Here is a 20628-nt window from a genome sequence, read left to right as displayed (position 1 = left end):
CTTAGTCTAGTTTAATGATGATTTTTTTTTCAGGCACATTTACAAAATGTAGTTCAAAACGATTTGGATACATAATTTCCAGCTTGTCATAGATGCTTTGTATTCCAAAACCCGGAATCAGGTCATCGGGAAATGCCGGCCCATTGTCAGCAACTATTATAAATAATCTGTTGTTTTCTTTGTTGATGGAAACCTTAACAAACCCTTTTTCTACCTTTTTAGAAATTCCGTGTTTCAGAGCATTTTCAACCAATGGTTGAATTAAAAATCTGGGTATCCTCTCTGCTGCTAAATCATCAGGAAGGATTATTTCGAAATCAAGCCTGTCATCAAATCTTATCTTCTCAATATCAAGATAAATATGAATCATTTCCATCTCTTCTTTCAGGGTTGTCCAGTCGCTCTGTTCGCGATTAATGGAATACCGAAACAACCGGGATAACGACAAAGCCATTCGTTCAGTTTTTTCTGGATTCGTTTTGCATAATCCCGCTATGGAATTAAGTGAGTTGTATAAAAAATGTGGGTTAATCCTTGAATGTAGTGCATTTAATTCAGCCTTGGTTTTTAGTTCACGAAGCTTTGAAAGTTGAATCTCATTGGCGACTTTTATTTCACGTTCCTTCACCATGAAAAAGTTAATTAAGGCACGTATGATTCCTACTAATGTAAATCCAAGCCAAGTATAAATAATTACAAATAACTCAGGGTTATCTTTTATTGGAGTGTTCGGCGAAGAAAAAAACACAATAGCAAAAATTGTGGCAGGGGGTATGATGCTTGTAGATGAAAATATCAATAACGATTGCCAGAATTTGTGTTTATTGATTTTGCCAATGGCTATTTCCAATAACCTAAAGAGGTTTATAAGAGGAAGTCCGATAATTATTGTGATTAAACTTCCTACTAATATACCAAGCCATTTTATCCCGCTGTCATTATGCAAATCCAGTCGATAGCCAAGATTTAAATATAACGAAAATAAGAGCCCGAAAAAGAAGAGTCCAAGAGCTGCTGTTGTGTTGAATCTTAGAAACGAGTGTCTTATTTTAACAAAGTATTTTTTATGCATAAGTATTACCAGCCCTGTAAAAATAAAAGCTAAGAAAATTAAAGGCCAAAATAGTAATGTGTATCTGTGTTGGGTTAACCAAGGTGGTAAGTGATAACGTCTGTAAGTGTTTTTAGCGATTGGCAGCAGAGTGTCAAAATCTGAGGAATAGATGGTTCTTATCATCTCCTTGTCGAAATCGCTCAACTCTAAGTAAGTTGGATCCTTTTCTGATATATAACTACTCATGAAAAGGCTATGGGGACTTTCAAAATAATCCCACTCCCTTTGATAAATTGCGCCAATTGGCAAATGTTTGGGATACAAAGCCCTTGCAAGTTGATTGGTCAATGCTGTTTGTTTCAAGGAATCAGCAATTAAGCCCTGACTAATGAATATTTCATATCTGCGTCTATACTTTCCGTTTTCGTCTTTATCATTTGTTGTGGTAAAGTGCCAATACAATTCAAAACTGTCAGGAATAAAATGAGATTTTTGCAAATATGCAGCATTGGTACTATCCACAAACCATATTCTTAAATTACCATGTTCATGTGTGCTCATCTCTACTTTCAAAGTCTCCGTTAATTCATCGGTAATTTTAATGGCATTGGCCACAAGTATGGAGTCTTGTTCCGTATAGTTGCCATAAAGGCTAATTGAAATGTCATAATCCCACTTTGTATTGTGAGAATTATTCTCGGCATATACAATGGCTCGCCATGGAATTTCAGGCGGAATTACCTCTTTTGCTGCTGCATTTATGAGCAAATAAAATAGAATCAGAGTTTTTGTGATTTTTAACATAGCTGTAAATTTAGTAGATTATTGATACAAATATGCCACAAGTGCTTTGTAGAAATTATGTTTTTCCGACAAACACATGATTTAAGCTGACGAACTGAAAAAAATATCAAATTAAAGACAGCCCTGTCTTTAATTTGATGTTTTTTCGTAAATTGCTCAAGGGAAAAGATTCAGGTAGTTTCAGTTTGAAAGTAATTGCAGGTTGTCGCTAAATCATCTAACTTGTATAAAACAGTTCTGACAAAAGCTTCAGAAGAGTCTTGATTCTACCTTTTATTTCATGAAAATCATACATAAAACATTTATCTATGAGCGAATTAATAAATAATTCAGAAAAGAGAAAAGAGATGCTCAAGCACATGATTCTTGAGCTGCATAGCGGACAAGCTCCTGAACAGGTAAAAAAAAGGCTGGCCGAACTACTTAAAAATATTCCCTACGACGAAGTGGTAGAGGTGGAACAGGAGCTGATTTCTGAAGGTCTGCCGGTTGAAGAGGTTTTAAAGTTGTGTGATTTTCATACGCAGGTGTCATCCTCCCGGTAGTGTTCATATTGTTGATCAGATTGTGGAAGATTTTAAAAGTGGAAAAGAGAGTAGTGCTGCCTTTTGGATCAATTTCAAGGAGCGATTTATTTACATCGAATATTTTGCAATAAAGGGTAAGGATGGTGAATATTTAGGAGTAGTTGAATTTACTCAGGATTTAACCAAACTAAGAAAGCTTGAAGGAGAACAAAGATTACTGAATTACTCAAACGAGTAATTCAGTCGTTTCAAATAATTGTTATTACGTTGCTTATATGTCTAACAAACAACTGGTCATTACTCCAAAAACAAAAGTGGGTGAGTTGCTCGATACATATCCCCAATTGGAAGAAGTGCTGATTGGGATGTCTCCTGCTTTTCATTTCTGATTTTAAACCCTTGTTTGTTAAATATTTTAAATTGTGGTAAGTTTATGGAAGACTTCTTTAAGAAACCCCTTATTAGATAACTATGAAACCAGCTTTTGAAGTACAGAATCCGGATTTTGAATTAAGCCCGCTAACGGGCATGACCCGCCATCACTATATAGAGTGTGCAAAATACCTGCTGGAGCGGGCTTTTACCCACATCGATTCCATAGACCAACATCTTTCGTTTCCGAGGGTTCCCGGTAAAACCTATCCGCAACCCAATGCTCCCGAGTGGCGGTATCGGTCTGCTGATTTTGAAGCTTTGGAACGGACTTTTACTTTGGCTGGCCCTTTGATTCTAAACGATCCGGAAGTATCCATTAAAGGCATAAAACTAAGAGATTATTACAGCTTGCATTTCTATAGAGCGTTTACTCCCGGACATGCCAACTCGTTACCACTTCCCGAAGAGTTGCCCGATTCGAATTATCAGTTTACCTGCGAGTTTGGTGGTTTGTTTAAAACACTTTTACTGATGCCCGATACCATTTGGTCCCAATATACCGAAGAACAAAAAAGTGAAATGGTTAAAACCATTTCAAAATGGGGGCATCACCGAACCACACAAAATAATTGGCGTATTTTTAATATCACCACGCTCTCTTTTCTTAAAAAACATGGATACGAAATAGATGATGACCTGTTGAAAAGTCATCTTTTATGGGTCGCTTCTTACCACTCAGGTAACGGGTGGTATCTTGAACAAACTTATAATTACTATTCCATCAGCCTGTTTATTGTTTATACCACCATTTGGAACCGGGCTTTTGGAGACGAGTATTACCCTGAAATTGCAGATGTAATTGAAAGGTCGGCTCAGAAGCTGATGGAATCTCTTCCCAGCTTTTTTGGGCGCGATGGATACATAAACATGTGGTCGCGGAGTATTTGTTATCGTACGTGGGTTTCCGGTGCATTCCCGGTTGCTTTTATGCTTAAAAAGCAAAATCTGCTGGATGCTGGATGGGCCAGGAGGTTGTGTTCCGGTTCTTTGTTACAGTTTGTAACTCGCGAAGATTTCTATCATAATGAAATTCCAAGTCTTGGCTTTTATGGTACACGTGAATACATGGTTCAAAACTATAGCTGTCCGGGAAGTCCCTATCTGATGTTCTTGCCATTTATTTGTCTTGCCTTGCCTGAGGATTCTCCATTCTGGACTGCGAAAGAAAATGATGGTTTCTGGGAAAATCTTGGAAACGATTCAAAAAAAGTTATTCTGGACAATCCCGGACTGGTTCTTGTTAACCATGGAAAAACCGGAACTTCTGAAATTATTCCCGGAAAGGTTTATTACGATGACCCAAATTACTCCAAACTAGCATACAATACCCATTTCCCTTGGGAAGATCACGACCCAGACGGAGGGACTTCTATGGAGTACAGTTTTCGGAGTCTCGACCCACGAGATTTAAGAGGAGATGACGTTAATTTTTACCTAACCGGGCTTACTGTTGATAATGATGCATTAAAAAACCAAAAATTCACCATTTCGCAGAGCATGCTTTATAATGGTGTGATTGATGAGGTGTTGTACAGACAGGCCATCATGAGGAAACCACCTAATAACGGGGTTGGGTACATCATTGATTTGGCTGAAATCACATTGGCGGCAGGGGTCATCCGGGTAGATCGCACTCGTCTGGCTTTTGAGTATGAAATTACTCTTGGGCATTTTGGATTGCCTCATTATAATGGCAAAAGTGCCGAGGTTGAGCAGTTTGATGAGGGTGAAAAGAAGGTGGTTACGGCTACAATTCCCGGGCGAAGTGTAGCTTTAATCACCTATAAAGGCTGGGACCAGTTGGAAAGTAAAGTCCATACCAACATGAATGCCGAAACCGATGATAGTACCGTGATTTTTGCACGTAAAAAGAGACTGGATAAAAATCCCCCAATGGAGTTGCTTATTTCTGTAATGCTTCACAAAATGGATGATAAGCCATGGACAACGGAAGAGTTAGACCCCATAAAGAACATTGAAGTAATAGAAGTTACATCCACTTACTCAACTCTCGGTGTGGTTCTGACTTTGGCTGACAAACGGAAATTTAACATTGATTTTAAAGATATCGATGGAAGACGAAGTTGCTGATGGAACTTCTTGTTAATGAGTTGTGTACAAGCTAAATTGACTCACTGCAAACAATAAACGAAGAGAATGAAAAACAAAAATTTATTATTTCTATTTTTCCTGTTAATATCAATGATTTTTTTAGCTCAAGAAAAGGAAATTAGGATAGGACCAGGTCCTTTACCGGTAAGACCAGAACCCGTTGTTGTTTTTGATGGGATAAAATTACCATCTGATATTACAAAAGATATTCTAAGCAAAGATAATAGCGAGATTATTGATTCTGTTACAATTCAAAATGACTCTATTTATGATTGTAACGGACAATTAATAAACCTTGGAATTGTCAGAATATTCACGAAGGATTCGATAAACATTGGAGCAAAAAAAATTCTTAGACTTACAGACAATTGGCTATATAATAACACTCAAACCAAATTAGTAATAAACGACATATCGGTTGATTGGGACAAAAAAACATTTCAGAGATTGACAAGTTTAGATCCTGATAGTATCCTCTATGCAAAAATTAAGCAGATTAAAAAAACAGATTGTAATTCGACACTAATATTAAAGATAAAAGAATAAAGCCAGTACACAACAGCGTATATAATTAAGTGCGGTTTAGGTGCTGATAATCAAGGTTTCTGCCCCGATTCGGCTTCGGCGCTTTTCGACGGGAAAGTGCCCCGCAATCCGTACCCAATTCAAATCAAGTCTATTTTGTAACAAGATCGGTTGAAAGCACATAAATAGCATATCCTCTTGCCGGAGCTTTCACCCAAACACGGCCATCGTCATACACCTGGGTAGATACATTGTTATTAAATATATCTACCAGTGTTTGGTTGTTCCAGTTTGACCATCCTTCAGGTGTTGCGTTTACCCATAATCCTTTGGTTATATTCGAATTATTTAGAACGATGATGGCTCCGTCCTTTTTATCATTACCCTGACGACGAGCAATATAAACGTTGTTTGTGTTGGTTTCAGGATATGGATTGCCGGTTTGACTCAATACAGAGATAATTCCATCCAAATAGGTTTTTCTAACGTCAATCAATTTAATAATTTCATCTTGCACCCACGTCGGAAAACTTAACTGTTTTGAAGCATCATCTTTATCAAAAAGAGTAATTCCATAAAGGTGAGGATAAAAGATGCAGGGTCGACCTTCATGTGTAAGAATATAAGCATATCCTAAATTCCAGTCTTTAGTTACCCATTTATCGTGTTCCTTTCCTGTGTCATGATTTTCAAGAAATGTTACCACAGAAGTTCCGGGGAGACTGTGCCCATCGTTGTTTCTGACAATTCCAGCATGGTTTAACCAGCTCATGTTAAAACTGGCGTCTCCATTACACATGTCTGTTAAAGTAGTTTTTAATGGAAAGTCAAATGCGTCGGTAGCAGCTCCATATGAACCAACGTTATGAACCCAACTTTGAATTGCCGCTGCTGACCCCCAATATTCACTAACAATGTATCTTTGTTCTCCGTTAAGCAACGGGAGACTGTTAATCCATGAAGCCGCATAGGACTCCTGAAACCCACGAACAAAATCAAGCCTGAAACCATCAAATTTTATCACATCAGCCATCCAGACACCCCATTCATTCATTCGTTCCTGAATGGCCGGATCAAAGGTGTTCAAATCGTTTCCAAACCCTTTTGTGTTTGTAATGATTTCATCGCCCATGCCCCAATCTCCCAGCCAATCATTTTCATCAACCGGATGGAAATGGGTATAGTTCCAGGTCCAATTTTGCTCTCCAATACCTGTTTTGTGAGGAAATGAAAGTCCCGTATTAGTAATAGCCTGAAGTTGGGTTGTGGCAATGTTTTGGCCGTTAAACCAAATTTCAAAAGGATAAAAGCCTCTTGTCTGGTCTCCCCAATACCAGCTTTCTCCAGATTGAATTCGAGACGTTAGTTTTATTACAATATCTTTGTTTCCGGGGGCAGTTACTCTAAATTCGTCAATGTCCCCTTCATAATTTATAAATGCACGGACTGTTTGTCCCGAGTCTGGAAATATGTTGTAATGACCATCGCCATTATTGGGCTCAGTTTCCCAGCTATAGCTGTTGTTAAATCCGCTGTCATTGTAATCAATTTGAATGTCATACGCGCGATTTTCATATGAAGAGCTGTAATCCAAATAGTAGCCTTTAATTTTTATATAATAATCTCCGGCCTTCGCATTTGGAATTACCCAGTTAATTTCATTGGTTGGATACGGCACATATTGTTGCCCGTTTCTATAAGCCTCATCAAATACGTACTGTTTCACAGCAGGGTTAACTTCAGCATCATCATCGCCGGAATATATATGGTTAAGAATGATGTCTGCATATACATTTACCTTGGCCATTCCATTTGTTGTATCATGCATGGTAGCAATCATGTTTTCCAGTTCAGCCCTGCTTCCAAAGCGAGTCTCTGTTGATCCTTTTTGATGGTAGTTACCCAAATCATAATGGTCATAAATGCCATAACCCATGTCAAATATTCCCCAGTTTCCCTTAGATGGAGAAGGAATCCATATTCCGGTTATTCCCCAGTTTTTAAAATCGATGGATTTATTGTTAAGGTTGTTCCACCATAGTCCTTTGTTATTGTCTGAATCTACAGGTACATCCCAATAAAATGCCTGAAGCATAACGTCATTTTGAGCTGACAATGGTTTTACCACAAAAAACAAGAACAATGTTATTGATAAACCTATTCCTGCTTTTTGAAGCATCTGGCTTAACTTGAGTTTTGTCGATGTCATTTTTGTAAGATATTTGAGTTAAATTAAAGGAGTGAATTGGAGGTTCTGATTGAAGTATAAAGTATTAAGGATTGTTATTGTGAGATGCATCTCAGGTTGTTAAATATATGTTCGATGGCCTTAGAGGATTGATGAATTATATCCCCAAAATGAATAGAACCTGCTTTTTAGCAAACACCAGTTACAATTATATTTTATATCCCGTCGTGTGTTTACTGGGAAGATAATCAATTGAATTGAAAACATCGAGTTTGAATGCATGTTATATTTTTAATTATAACAGGGCAATTTCTCTCTCATAATCCTGAATTATAAGATTCCCTCCCTGCGAAAATCAAAGAGTTCTCTTACGTATTGTTTTACATAGAATAAATATAAATTGAATATCAGTACAATAAACATGACATAAGTCATAAAAAGAGAGGTGTAGATTATTGTAACTTATATAAAGAAAAAAATATTTAATTGTATCACCTTATATCTCAGTGCTTATGTCACCAATTCAGGAAATAATTCAAAAGGTTTCTGCCAGTCATGGAACTGAGAGGGAATCACTTTTGCCAATTCTTCAGGCAATTTATGCAAAGAATCACATTCTCACAGAAGAGGACATGATTGAAGTAGCCCGTGAGTTAGATATTTCTGCAGCTCATGTGTACGGAACCGCTACTTTTTACAGCTTTCTTGAAACACAGCAAAGCGGAAAATACATTATAAGATTATGCAGAACCATTACTTGTATGATGCATGGAAAGAATATTATTCTGCAGGAACTGGAACGATTACTGAAAATAAAACCCGGACAAACAACTCCTGACGGTATTTTCACCCTCACCGAAACCAACTGTTTAGGCCAGTGCCATAAAGGCCCTGCCATGCTGGTTAACGATACTCCTCATACAGATCTGACGCCTGAAAGCATCCGGGAGATAATAGATAAATACAGGCGCGAAGCTTTGCAGTAAATCAGGGTGTCGCGAATGAAGATGTTTTTGGGTTGCTCATCACAAATTTAAAACCAGACCGTTATGACAAAAAATCTGAAACGACTCGATTTAATATTCAAAAACGAAGGTGATTCAGAGGCTATTCTTGGTAAAACATTGGCCAGAAGTAATGAGGAACTTATCAGCGATCTTATAGCTTCCGGATTGAAAGGTAGAGGAGGAGCCGGTTTTCCGACCGGATTAAAATGGAGATTGGCTGCTGATGATAAGGCTGATGAAAAGTTTATTATTTGCAATGCCGATGAAGGCGAGCCCGGGACCTTTAAAGACAGAGAAATACTGACAAGTGTTCCACACAAGGTCCTTGCCGGGATGGCCGTTTGTGCACGCATTATAAATTGTAGGCAGGGATTTATTTACCTCCGGCAGGAATATACTTATCTGGTTCCCCATCTTAACAATGCCATTGAAGAGTTTCATCAGCTGATGAAGAAATTCGAAGTTGATTTTCAGGTGGAAATATTTATGGGTTCGGGCGCATACATATGTGGTGAAGAAACGGCTCTATTTGAAAGTATGGAAGGAAAACGGGGAGAACCTCGAAACAAACCTCCATATCCAACTAATTTTGGATACAAAGGAAAGCCCACAGTCATAAATAATGTGGAAACCCTGGCTCACACCTATTCAATATTTAAATATGGTCCCGAGAAGTTCAGGGATTTGGGAGTTAAGGATAGTAGAGGAAGTAAAGTGTTTTCAGTTTCGGGAGACACGCCCATCCCGGGTATTTATGAACTTGAATTTGGTATGACACTTCAAAAATTTGTGGATGATTTTGGGGACGGAGATGCTAAAGCTGTGCAGGTTGGTGGTGCTGCCGGTTTTTGCGTTCCTCGTAAAAGATTTGAAAAAACAATCATTGGATATCAGGGGAAACTTACAGGGGTGTCTCTTCCAACGGGAGGTTCCATGATGATTTTTAACTCCTCAAGATCTATGTACAATGTTTTGCATAACTACCTCGATTTCTTTGTGGAGGAAAGCTGCGGACAATGTACTCCCTGCAGGGTGGGTACTCAACAGCTGCTGATGGGAATTCAAGCCGTAAAACGAGGAGAACGACCTTCCACATACCTTGATAAACTGCTGGGACTTGCAGAAGTGATGAGGGTGACAGCCAAATGCGGACTTGGTCAGTCGGTAGCAAATTCTTTTTCTTCAATTGTTGAGAACTTTAAGGAAGAGATGATCTATTGATCATCTCTGAAAAACTCAATGCAACTATGTTGCATTGAGTAAAAAGAACTGAGTTTTTAAATCAGTAATCCAAATCCATTTAAAAACCAAAATAATTTAAGCATATGAGTAGCCAGGTGACTTTAAAAATCGACAGTATATCTGTTAGTGTTAAGCAGGGTACTTCATTGCTTGACGCTGCAAGATCAATAAACATAAAAATACCCACACTTTGTCATCATGAAGATTTGTGTGTTGCCGGAAATTGCCGGGTTTGTATGGTTGAACAGAAAGGCTCGGATCGCTTGTTGCCGGCATGTGCCATACCGGCATCAGACGGAATGGAAATCCATACCAACAGCATGAAGGTGCGTAATGCACGAAAGCAGATTCTCGAACTTCTGGTCTCTGAACATCGTGCTGAATGCACCACTTGCTATAAAAGCGGGAATTGTGAGCTTCAGGAACTATCACATGAATACATTCTCGGAGAGAATGCATTCATAAATCTAATTCCATTTAAGGAGTATACCATCGATTATTACTCGCCATCCATCATAAAAGACGATAGTAAATGCATTCGCTGCCAGAGATGCGTCCGCACCTGTGATCAACTCCAGAATATAGGAGCTTTAACAGTTTCCAAAAAAGGAAGTGAAATGAAAATTTCCACCTTTTTTGAGAAACCAATCTATCAAGTGGTATGCACCAATTGCGGACAGTGTGTAAATCGTTGCCCAACCGGTGCACTCACAGAGAAAAACTATGTGGAGGAGGTGTGGTCGGCCATTAATGATGAGAAAAAATATGTGGTGGTGCAAACAGCTCCCGCTGTTCGCATCGCTTTGGGCGAAGCTCTTGGAATTGATCCCGGAGAAATTGTCACAGGGAAAATGGTGACTGCGCTGCGGCGTTTGGGCTTTAATTCGGTGCTGGATACTGATTTTACTGCCGATTTAACCATTATTGAAGAGGGACATGAGCTACTTCAACGCCTTAAAAAGGTTCTTAAAGATAAGGATAAAAATGTGCGGTTGCCCATGACAACCAGTTGTTCCCCCGGTTGGATTAAATTTATTGAGCATATATTCCCGGATTTTCTGCCAAATCTTTCCTCCGCTAAATCTCCACAACAGATGTTTGGCGCATTGGCCAAAACGTTTTTCGCCAATAAAATCGGGGTTGATCCCGCTTCAATGGTTAGTGTATCGGTCATGCCATGCACGGCCAAGAAATTTGAAGCCAACAGGCCGGAGATGTATTCCAGTGGATATCAGGATGTGGACTATGTTTTAACCACGCGGGAATTGGCGCTGATGATTAAACAGGCCGGCATTGATTTTAAATCCCTGGCCGATGATAATTACGACAGTATAATGGGTGAAAGTTCAGGAGCAGCTGTAATATTCGGCGCTACCGGTGGTGTAATGGAAGCCGCTTTAAGGACAGTTTATGAAGTAGTGACCGGCAGGGAGGTCCCGTTTGAAGGATTAAACATTACTCCAGTCAGGGGAATGGAAGGCGTGCGCGAAGCTACTTTAAAAATTGATAAAGCGCTTCCGGAATGGGATTTTTTGGAGGGCGTTGAGGTTAAAACCTGCGTGGCACACGGACTCGCCAATGCAAAAAGAGTGATGGAATCGGTACGAGATGGTTCATCGAATTATCATTTTATCGAGATCATGGCTTGTCCCGGCGGATGTCTTGGAGGAGGAGGACAACCCATTCCAACCTCTCCTGAAATCAGAAATGCCAGGTCTTCTGCCATTTATCGGGAAGATACCCTTAAAACAATCCGAAAATCTCATGAAAATCCGGAAGTTGTTAAGGTTTACAAGGAGTTTCTTGGCGAACCGCTGGGGCATGAATCGCACAGGCTTTTACACACTCATTACACACCAAGGGAACGGTATTGAATCACCCATGAGTCGTGGCTTTTATCGGTACTCTTGCAAGTTGCATGCGAAATTATGCTATTTACATAAAACGTACGCATTTTTAACCGGATTAACACATAACACAGGAATTCCGGATTTGTTTTTTATGATACGAAGTTCATCAGGACCGGTAATATAATGACCCGGTCCATAGTGCTTGGTGGTACTTAGTATCACCAAACTGTTTCCTGTCTTGTCTGCGAGCTCGATGGTTTCCCAGGGCAATCGACCTGAGCTGACATGACTCTCATTTAAGTCATATGGAGTGTTGGTCTCTTTGAATAATTTATCAACAAAACGGATGTTTAAATGAGTGCTGTTTTTTGCCCATTGTTCTTTCTCATTCGCTTTTAATACAATAATGCGACTGTCGGAGAATCGATTGAAGTATGAAGCCCAAATGGCAGTTTCTTTATCCGTACGATCATAGCCAATTGGTATAATGACTGTTTTGGGAAACCAGTTGTCATAAGCAAATTTAGGTAAAATCATATATGGAAGCCTTAACTTTCGGGTCTTCAACATGAATCTGAGTTCTTTCAATGGTCGTGGAAAACCGCTCGGAAGCTCAGGGAATATAATCATAATTGCCTCCTCATTATGGCTGTTCTTTTCAATTAGCTGGTTGTAATTAAAGTTGTATGGAAATGAGATAAATCTGAATGCCGGAAGTGATCTGAGAGTAGATTCTTTAGATGTTAAGCTTTTCTCAACATATTCTGTTGAGATTTGGTCATTCATTAACAGAAACGTGACAGATGACCCGAATACCTCAGCAATTGGGAATGCAATGCCTCTCAATGTTTGTAGATTCAGAGGTTTAGCACAAGCCACTATGATGGTGGTTTGGATGTTCGGAAGCATTTTGTTTATTGATTTAGTTCTGAAAAATACAATATTTTTTAAATTTTGAGTTATTTTGTTTAAATTCATGCCAAATCATAGGTGGAATTAATTCGGATACCCAATGAATCAGGAGCATAGAGTTACTATTTGTCTTGGAAGTTCTTGTTTTTCAAGAGGGAATAAACATGTTTTAGAGATTGTGAAGAGTTATTTAAGGGAGCACAATCTTGAGCCAACTGTTTTTTTCAGTGGGGAGTTATGTACCGGTTTGTGTGAGGAGGGGCCTGTTCTTAAAATTGATGGTAATTTATATAAAGCGGTGTCATCTGAAAATATTTACGAAATACTCGATGAGTATTTCGGTCATTCATAGTGTTTTCGTAAATTACCAAAGGAAATAAGCATTATTATGAGGCAATTGGTCGTAGTTGATCCGGAAAAGTGCAATCTTAGTCTGGCATGTATCAGAACATGCCCCACCAAAGCAATAAAGATAGAGGAGACCCATGCAACTATAGTTCCGGGTCGCTGTATTGGTTGTGGACATTGTGTGATGGTTTGTTCTCAAAATGCCATTTCCTATAGAGATGAGAAGCAGATGGTAAAAGATCTGCTTGGTTCGGGCTCCAAAGTTGCAATTATTTGCGATCCCTCCATTTCCGGAGAGTTTGTAGACATTACTGATCATCGCAAATTTGTTGCAATGATTCGCGGATTGGGATTTGATTATGTGCTTGAAATGGCTTTCGGGATTGATTTACTTGCTTTCAGATACCGCGATTTACTTCACAATTTCCATGGGAAATACTACATACACACTGTTTGTCCTCCCGTAGCAGCTTATGTGGAAAAGTTTGAGCCGGAGCTGGTAGAAAACCTTGCGCGGATGGTGCCTCCTTATGTGGTAATGGCAAAGGTGGTTCGTAAATATTATGGAGAGGATTTGAAACTGGTTTATGCAACTGCTTGTGTGGCAGCTAAAGATGACACACGTATGCATAAAGATGATGGACGGATAGATGGCGTCCTTACTTTTATTGAGATGCGTGAGCTGTTTAAGGAGTTTAAAATTACCGAAAACAATGTAGAGTACAGTGAATTTGATCCGCCCATTGGCCGCAAAGGTGGACTTTACCCCATCCGTAGGGGAATGCTTCAGGCAGTAGACATCAACCAGGAATTACTTTCTGGAGACATCATCAGCGCCAACGGGCAATTTGACTTTAAGGAATCTCTTTCAGAATTTAAGAGTCAGACAGGTCTTAAACAGCATCTTGACCTGTTCTATTGTGAAGGTTGCGTGATGGGTCCCGGAATGAGTCCGGGAGGTAAGAAGTTTATGCGACGATCAGAGGTTATCAAATATGTAAACAAGCGGTTGAAGGGGTTGGATCTGGTCAATTGGCATGAGCAGATTGAGCAATTTAAGGATCTGGATGTTTCCCGCACATTTAAAGCTCAGGACAGACGACTTCCCATGCCACCCGATAGCGAAATCCGGCGAGTGTTGCACGAAATGGGCAAAAGCAAAGCAGAAGACCAGCTGGGATGTGGTGCTTGCGGTTACCCATCATGTCGCGAATTTGCCATCGCTTATTGCCAGGGTCTCACCAATTATGAGATGTGTTATAGCTATTCAATCAACAAGCTTCATACATTTATCAGTAAAGTAAACGCGACCAATGAAAAACTGAAAAAAACCAAGGAGGCTCTTAAAGATAGTGAAGAAAAAGCCAGAGCAGGCGAAATGGCTGCACTTGAAGCAGCTGAGGTTACCACAATCATGTTAGACAAAATAAATGCCGGAGTTGTAGTCGTAGATGAAAACCTGAAAATTATGGAGTCAAATCATGTGTTTGTTGAGATGTTGGGAGAGGATGCTCAAACCATAAATGATACAATACCCGGTTTGAAAGGAGCAGAACTTTCTGCGCTTGTTCCGTTTCACCGTCTGTTTGCCTCCGTTTTGCAATCTGGACAGGATATGTTAAACCGTGATACGCCTTTTGGTAATTCAATTTTCAATGTCTCTGTATTCACTATTAAAAAGCATAAGGCAGTTGGTGGCATCATTCGTGATCTAACCTCTCCAAACGTCCGGAGAGAAGAGGTGATCAACAGGGCAAGAACAGTTATTCGGGAAAACCTTGAAACAGTTCAGCAAATTGCATTCTTGCTGGGGGAAAGTGCTTCAAAAACAGAGAAGATTCTTTCATCCATCATCGACGCTCAAAAACTAGGCTCAGATAACGAAGGTTCTGAAGAAAAAACTGACTCATAAAGTAATAGAATGCTGGTACCCGAAAGTCATATATATATTGATATTTTTTGTCATCAGGCCAATCATGTAGGCGAGGAGATTTGTGGTGATGTGTTTTTATCCAGAAGAATAAAAGAGGAGGGGCGCACCATTGTTGTGCTTTCAGATGGAATGGGGTCAGGAATCAAAGCCAATGTGCTGGCCTCTTTAACAGCCTCTATGGCTGTTAATTTTACCATGGAGCACCGAGAGGTCAAGAAAAGCGCAGAAATCATCATGAATACACTTCCGGTTTGTTCAGTACGGAAAATCAGTTATTCAACCTTTACCATCATCGACATCGAAGATGACGGATTTACAACCATCGTAGAATATGACAATCCGGATTGTGTCATTCTAAGAGGAGAAGAAATTTTTGATCCGAAATGGGAAACTATTCAGCTTGAAGACGAAAAGTATCGTGACAAGGAGATCAGAACCTGCAGTTTTAGAGCCGAAATGGAGGATCGGATTCTTTTTTTGAGTGATGGAATTGTTCAGTCCGGGATGGGAACCAGAGCCTTCCCATTTGGATGGGGACGGGACGGAGTGATTGAGCAGGTTAAAAAACTATTACAAAACACCCCTTTTATATCCTCTGCAAAATTGGCAAGAAAGATAGTCAGTTTATCTATGAAACACGATGGGGGAATCGCAAAAGATGATACCTCCTTTGGAGTAATTTACTTCAGAGAACCACGTAAAATGCTGTTGGTCTCAGGCCCCCCCTTTGATGAGCGAAATGATTTGGATTTTGCACTTAAGGTACAGCGGTTTTCCGGGAAAAAGATCATTTCTGGTGGTACTACTGCCGAAATAATAGCCCGAGAGTTGGCTTTACGTTTCGATGCAGGAATGGAACAGTCTGATCCTGAACTACCACCTGCCTCTTATGTGGAAGGGATGAATTTGGTCACAGAAGGAATTCTTACGTTAGGAAAAGCTGCCCGCATCCTTGAAAATCTCAAAAAGGATGAAAAAATCGGCACCGGACCGGCCGATCTCATTGTGAAATATCTTCTGGAGAGCGATCGCATTCACATCATTAACGGAACGCGCATTAATGTGGCGCATCAGGATCCTAACCTGCCGGTTGAGTTAGAAATACGCCGGTCGGTTGTGAAAAGAATTGTTAGAGTTCTCGAAGATAAATTCCTCAAGGAAGTGACCGTTGAATACATGTAATCCTTCAAGCATTATCGCATGTCATAATGGATAGATCATGTTTTTTGTAGAATATTTTAACAAATTCGACATAAATTACATGTTTGTTAATTTAGACTGTTTATATATTACTGTAAGCCACGTCAATAAACTCTTTTAATATTTTTAAGGATTGTACTTTCCGTGTATCTTAACATCTGAAAATTCATGCGATTATTTTGATTTGTTTATGTGTTTGACTTTTAGTAATATAATGTTTATATGAATATAAGTACGGTTGTGGAACTTCTGGAGGCCAGGTTGATTTGCGGCGATGTAAATCAGGAAAGGGAATTTATGTATGGATTTGCCAGCGATTTAATGAGCGATGTTTTAACTCTGGATTCTGACAACCTGATTCTGATAACAGGTCTGACCAATACGCAGGTTATAAGAACCTCTGAAATGGCAGACATCCATTGCGTTGTCCTGGTTAGGGGGAAGAAAGTTTCAGACGAGATGAAACAATTAGCTGAAGAAAACCACATTACCTTAATTGAAACCCCGTTTTCTATGTTCAGAACTGTCTCAATTCTGCACGAGGCGGGTTTAAAACCGGTTTACTAACCGCGAAAAACCTATAGAAAATGGAGTTCAGATATGAAGTAGAAGGAGGAAACTTTTCCCGTGCCGGCCATGCCAGCAGTGCGGTAAAAAAGATATTGAAGCAATTAAATGTCGACAACCGCATCATTAAACGAATTGTGGTAGCGCTTTATGAAGGAGAAGTAAATGTGGTGGCGCATGCACATAAGGGAAGTATTTTAGTCGATATAGATGAACAAAGAATCGAAATAAAGATAGAGGATGAAGGCCCCGGTATTCCCGATATTGACCTCGCCATGCAGGCCGGATATTCTACCGCATCTGCCGCAGTGCGCGAAATGGGGTTTGGAGCTGGGATGGGACTTCCAAATATTAAGAAGAACACCGATGAGTTAAAAATTGCCTCAGAGGTGGGAAAAGGAACAACGTTGGAAATGATCACTTATTTGCAATAAAATCAGGTTGTAAACATGGCAAATGACCAGTTTTATCATGCTTTAAAGGTTGACGAATCCCTCTGTTACGGATGTACTCATTGTATGAATGTATGTCCTACCGGAGCCATCCGAATCCGGAATGGTAAGGCTTCCATTCGTAAAAACTGGTGTGTGGACTGTGGTGATTGCATGAAGGTATGTCCTGTAAATGCTTTTTATGTTGAGCAGGACGATTTCGATAAAATATATGATTATAAATATAGAGTGGCACTGGTGCCTGCCGTTATGATAGGTCAGTTTCCGTCAAATATTTCTGAATCCCAGATATTTTCTGTGATGCGGGAACTGGGATTTACGCACGTGTTTCAGACGGAGCATACTGTGGACATCATCAATGATGCAATGATTGAAGCTGCCCGTAAGCAGTCTGAGAAGCCCTTAATTTCCTCTTTTTGTCCGGCAGTTGTGAGATTGATACAGGTGAAATTTCCTGCTCTGGTTGATCAGATACTTTTGGTGAAACCACCCATTGATGCATCTGCCATTTTCTTTAGAAAAAAGTTGCAGGATGAAGGCATCCCTGACGAGGAGATAGGCATTTTCTTTGTAACCCCATGTGCTGCCAAAATTGCTGCGGTTAAAAGTCCTGTTGGTGAAACCAAATCTCCTGTTAATGGGGTCATTAACATGGATTTCATGTACAATAAAGTGTATCACGGAATCAAAAATCGCAGTGGTTCCGGAGTCAGATCACCCGGTGAAAATTTGCCCAACCTGGGGCCTAAACATATTAAATGGACGCTCACAAATGGAGAGGCTCCGCATATGCGGGGTCGTTGTCTTGCAATTGATGAAATACATAATGTAATAGATATTCTGGAAAAGGTAGAGAATGATGAGATACCGGATTTGGATTTTCTTGAGCTCAGAGCATGTGACGAGAGTTGTGCAGGAGGGGTTCTGGTAGTAGGAAATCGTTTTCTAACAGTTGAACGGTTAAGAAAACGAGCTGAACTTTTCAAGGACATACATGGGATACCTGAAGATCTGGCTTCTTATGTGGATTTTATGAAAACCCGCCTTCCACTTAAGCCATTGGATCCACGATCCATGTTGAAGCTTGACGAAGATATGAGCGTTGCTCTCAGAAAGATGCAGCAGGTTAGAAAGTTGATGTGTTATCTGCCCGGAATAGATTGTGGAGCCTGTGGAGCGCCAAATTGCCTGAGTCTTGCACAGGACATTGTACAAAAGGAGGCTCAACTCTCCAGTTGCGTGTTTATTCAGCGAACGATGGAAAAACATAAGAAGCTTCACAGCGATCATGCCATCAGAATTATTGATAAAGTTTGGGGTAAAGACAGATTAGATAAAGATTGTACAAAATTAGGAGCTAAAGATGAAGGTACGTGATATGGTTCAAAAATTGGGGCTAAAGGTTTTTTCAGGAGAATCTGGCCTCGAAAATGAGATAGCCGGCGGCTATGTTTCCGATTTGTTGAGTGATGTCATGGGAAATGCAGATGAAAATTTTGTGTGGATGACTCTTCAAACCCATAAGAACATTATGGCCGTGGCATCACTGAAAGAACTTGCTGCCATCATTATTGTAAAAGGATTGGAACCCGATGGCGATACCATCGCTCACAGCAATGAGGAGAAAGTTCCTTTGCTTGGGACTGATATGGAAACCTTTGAAATTGCAGGGAAATTGTATGGTTTGCTAAATAATTAAAGTGGCTTAACAATCTGAAATGATGAAGTGGTATCGGGCAGATTTACATATTCACACCGTTCTTTCACCATGTGGAGGATTGGATATGACGCCCGAACGAATTATTGACGAAGCTCTCAAAAAGAAGTTGGACATCATTGCTATAACCGACCATAACACTACCAAACAATGTAAAGAAGTTATGGAGGTAGGTAAAGAAATGGAGTTGATGGTCATTGGAGGAGCAGAAGTTAACAGCAGGGAAGAGGTTCATTGTGTAACGCTCTTTGAATCGGGTGAAAGATTGGAAGAGTTTCAGGTGTTTCTGGATGCCAAATTGCCAGAGATACTAAATATACCTGAAAAGTTTGGCCATCAGGTATGGGTCAACAGATATGAAGAGATACAAGGAGAGGAACAGAGGTTGTTATGGAGTGCGTTAAATGCATCAATGGAAGAGATAGTTAAAGAGGTATATCGTCTTAATGGCATGTTTTTTCCGGCACACATTGATCGTATGATCAATGGGATGTTGCGTCAATTGGGATTTGTTCCGGCCGATTTAAAGGCTGATGCTCTTGAAGTTTTATTTCTTAATGATCAAAAAATTGCCGAGGTTAAAGATAAAAACAGAAGATTTTCAATCATAACCAATTCTGACGCCCATGAGCCTGAGCATATCGGACGCCGTTTTACCTGGCTAAAAATGAAAGAGCCAAGCTTTGAAGAGGTCAGAAAGGCTTTGAATCAGCAAGATGGCAGAGAGGCAAAGCCCGGAACCGGGAAAATATAGTAGGTGTAATCATGAAAGATCTCTCTATGCATATGATGGATATTGCACGAAACTCTGTCAGAGCCGGAGCAAAAGTCGTGGAAATATCCTTGAATTTTCAATCAATTGATAATTCCATGGAATTATCAATATCGGATGATGGATGTGGGATGGATCAAGAAACGGTTAACAAAGTAACAGATCCGTTTGTATCCACAAGGATCACACGTAAAGTGGGGTTGGGACTGCCTTTTTTGAAAATGAATGCAGAACAAACCGGAGGATCAATATCGATTGATTCTGAACCCGGAAGAGGAACCCGGGTAAAGGCCGGGTTTTTACGTGGTCACATTGATTGCATTCCATTGGGAGATATCCCAGGAACTGTGGCTCTTCTTATTTGTGGTACGCCCGATGTGGATTTCATCATCCACATCACACAGGATGAAAAAAGATTCAATCTGAATTCAAAGGAGGTGAAGGACGAACTAGGGGATGTTGGTGTATACAATCCTGAAGTAGTCAATTTTTTGCGGGAAATGGTAAAAGAGAACATGGAAGAGATGAGTATTCAATAAGAACCCAAAATATTAAAACATCCAATAATTATGGCAAAAGTTAAGACATTGGCAGATCTTCGGAAAATGAAGGACGAACTCAGGAGTAAGATTTCCCTCAGAGAAAACAGCGACAATCCGGAGAGCATGGTACAGATTAAGGTCTCAATGGCTACCTGCGGAATTGCCTCAGGCGCAAAAGAAGTAATGAACCATCTAATCAATGAGTTGGATATCGAAAATATTCCTTCGGTAGTGACTCAAACAGGATGTATGGGATATTGCTATGCCGAACCTACCATCGAAGTGATTAAGCCTGGTGAACAACCTTTGGTGTTTGGAGATGTAACTCTGAAAAAAGCTTCCGAAATCATAGAAAAATATATTAAGGGTGGTGAACTGGTTGATGGTATCATTCCCGATAGTTACGAAACAATAGAGTAATAAACTGATAACCCTCTTGAA

The 20628-nt window shown here is 39.9% G+C and carries 21 protein-coding genes; 18 read left to right on the top strand and 3 right to left on the bottom strand.

Annotation, left to right across the window (positions count from 1 at the left end):
• Nucleotide 1: 1 nt before the first annotated feature.
• Complete coding sequence (locus B5X70_RS02410; RefSeq protein ID WP_079556281.1) at nt 2–1858, bottom strand: sensor histidine kinase; 1857 nt, start codon at nt 1856–1858, stop codon at nt 2–4.
• A gap of 308 nt (nt 1859–2166) precedes the next feature.
• Here B5X70_RS02410 and B5X70_RS18245 point away from each other — a divergent pair, with 308 nt between their 5' ends.
• From B5X70_RS18245 to B5X70_RS02395, 5 genes are all read left to right on the top strand, one after another.
• Nucleotides 2167–2403 carry a DUF438 domain-containing protein gene (locus B5X70_RS18245; RefSeq protein ID WP_232468293.1) on the top strand — a complete coding sequence of 79 codons (237 nt, stop codon included), beginning with the start codon at nt 2167–2169 and terminating at the stop codon, nt 2401–2403.
• Nucleotides 2404–2425: 22 nt separating this feature from the next.
• Complete coding sequence (locus B5X70_RS18240; protein ID WP_232468294.1) at nt 2426–2623, top strand: PAS domain-containing protein; 198 nt, start codon at nt 2426–2428, stop codon at nt 2621–2623.
• A gap of 37 nt (nt 2624–2660) precedes the next feature.
• Entirely contained in the window at nt 2661–2774 is a 114-nt protein-coding gene (locus B5X70_RS18135; protein ID WP_143255013.1) for a DUF1858 domain-containing protein, read from the top strand.
• 82 nt (nt 2775–2856) lie between these two features.
• The gene (locus tag B5X70_RS02400) at nt 2857–4911 is read left to right on the top strand and encodes a DUF2264 domain-containing protein (RefSeq protein WP_079556280.1); all 2055 of its coding nucleotides are present in this window, start codon (nt 2857–2859) and stop codon (nt 4909–4911) included.
• A 66-nt stretch (nt 4912–4977) separates the two neighbouring features.
• Nucleotides 4978–5478, top strand: coding sequence for a hypothetical protein (locus B5X70_RS02395; protein ID WP_079556279.1), 501 nt, complete (start codon nt 4978–4980; stop codon nt 5476–5478).
• Nucleotides 5479–5608: 130 nt separating this feature from the next.
• Here the strand turns inward: B5X70_RS02395 and B5X70_RS02390 are convergent, their stop codons facing one another.
• Nucleotides 5609–7666: an alpha-amylase family protein gene (locus tag B5X70_RS02390; protein WP_232468295.1), complete on the bottom strand. Its 2058-nt coding sequence runs from the start codon at nt 7664–7666 to the stop codon at nt 5609–5611.
• 491 nt (nt 7667–8157) lie between these two features.
• Here B5X70_RS02390 and B5X70_RS02385 point away from each other — a divergent pair, with 491 nt between their 5' ends.
• From B5X70_RS02385 to B5X70_RS02375, 3 genes are all read left to right on the top strand, one after another.
• Complete coding sequence (locus B5X70_RS02385; RefSeq protein WP_079556278.1) at nt 8158–8631, top strand: NADH-quinone oxidoreductase subunit NuoE family protein; 474 nt, start codon at nt 8158–8160, stop codon at nt 8629–8631.
• A 63-nt stretch (nt 8632–8694) separates the two neighbouring features.
• A complete protein-coding gene (locus B5X70_RS02380) occupies nt 8695–9873 on the top strand; it encodes an NADH-ubiquinone oxidoreductase-F iron-sulfur binding region domain-containing protein (RefSeq protein WP_079556277.1) in 1179 nt (392 codons plus the stop codon).
• A gap of 104 nt (nt 9874–9977) precedes the next feature.
• A complete protein-coding gene (locus tag B5X70_RS02375; protein ID WP_079556276.1) occupies nt 9978–11768 on the top strand; it encodes an NADH-dependent [FeFe] hydrogenase, group A6 in 1791 nt (596 codons plus the stop codon).
• Between the two features lie 57 nt (nt 11769–11825).
• Here the strand turns inward: B5X70_RS02375 and B5X70_RS02370 are convergent, their stop codons facing one another.
• Complete coding sequence (locus B5X70_RS02370) at nt 11826–12653, bottom strand: hypothetical protein (RefSeq protein ID WP_143255012.1); 828 nt, start codon at nt 12651–12653, stop codon at nt 11826–11828.
• A 103-nt stretch (nt 12654–12756) separates the two neighbouring features.
• On the opposite strand from B5X70_RS02370, the gene B5X70_RS02365 reads away from it, so the two are divergent.
• The 10 genes from B5X70_RS02365 to B5X70_RS02320 all read left to right on the top strand — a co-directional run bounded on the left by B5X70_RS02365 (nt 12757) and on the right by B5X70_RS02320 (nt 20607).
• Nucleotides 12757–13008, top strand: coding sequence for a (2Fe-2S) ferredoxin domain-containing protein (locus B5X70_RS02365; RefSeq protein WP_079556274.1), 252 nt, complete (start codon nt 12757–12759; stop codon nt 13006–13008).
• Between the two features lie 36 nt (nt 13009–13044).
• Entirely contained in the window at nt 13045–14916 is a 1872-nt protein-coding gene (locus B5X70_RS02360) for a [Fe-Fe] hydrogenase large subunit C-terminal domain-containing protein (protein ID WP_079556273.1), read from the top strand.
• A 9-nt stretch (nt 14917–14925) separates the two neighbouring features.
• Nucleotides 14926–16119: a SpoIIE family protein phosphatase gene (locus B5X70_RS02355; protein ID WP_079556272.1), complete on the top strand. Its 1194-nt coding sequence runs from the start codon at nt 14926–14928 to the stop codon at nt 16117–16119.
• Between the two features lie 240 nt (nt 16120–16359).
• Nucleotides 16360–16704 (top strand): DRTGG domain-containing protein, encoded by a 345-nt coding sequence (locus B5X70_RS02350; RefSeq protein ID WP_079556271.1) that lies wholly within the window; start codon nt 16360–16362, stop codon nt 16702–16704.
• 20 nt (nt 16705–16724) lie between these two features.
• A complete protein-coding gene (locus B5X70_RS02345) occupies nt 16725–17138 on the top strand; it encodes an ATP-binding protein (protein ID WP_079556270.1) in 414 nt (137 codons plus the stop codon).
• A 15-nt stretch (nt 17139–17153) separates the two neighbouring features.
• Nucleotides 17154–18533, top strand: a complete 1380-nt coding sequence (locus tag B5X70_RS02340) for a [Fe-Fe] hydrogenase large subunit C-terminal domain-containing protein (RefSeq protein ID WP_079556269.1) — start codon at nt 17154–17156, stop codon at nt 18531–18533.
• On the top strand, nt 18520–18855 hold the full coding sequence (locus B5X70_RS02335; protein WP_079556268.1) for a serine kinase: 336 nt from the start codon (nt 18520–18522) through the stop codon (nt 18853–18855). The genes B5X70_RS02340 and B5X70_RS02335 overlap by 14 nt, the downstream gene beginning before the upstream one ends.
• A gap of 19 nt (nt 18856–18874) precedes the next feature.
• Nucleotides 18875–19627 carry a PHP domain-containing protein gene (locus B5X70_RS02330; RefSeq protein WP_079556267.1) on the top strand — a complete coding sequence of 251 codons (753 nt, stop codon included), beginning with the start codon at nt 18875–18877 and terminating at the stop codon, nt 19625–19627.
• 11 nt (nt 19628–19638) lie between these two features.
• Entirely contained in the window at nt 19639–20184 is a 546-nt protein-coding gene (locus B5X70_RS02325; RefSeq protein ID WP_232468296.1) for an ATP-binding protein, read from the top strand.
• Nucleotides 20185–20214: 30 nt separating this feature from the next.
• A complete protein-coding gene (locus tag B5X70_RS02320; protein WP_079556266.1) occupies nt 20215–20607 on the top strand; it encodes a (2Fe-2S) ferredoxin domain-containing protein in 393 nt (130 codons plus the stop codon).
• Nucleotides 20608–20628 lie beyond the last annotated feature (21 nt).

Source organism: Alkalitalea saponilacus (assembly GCF_900168165.1).
In the GTDB taxonomy this organism is placed as follows: domain Bacteria; phylum Bacteroidota; class Bacteroidia; order Bacteroidales; family Marinilabiliaceae; genus Natronoflexus; species Natronoflexus saponilacus.
This window is presented reverse-complemented; position numbering and strand designations above follow the sequence as displayed.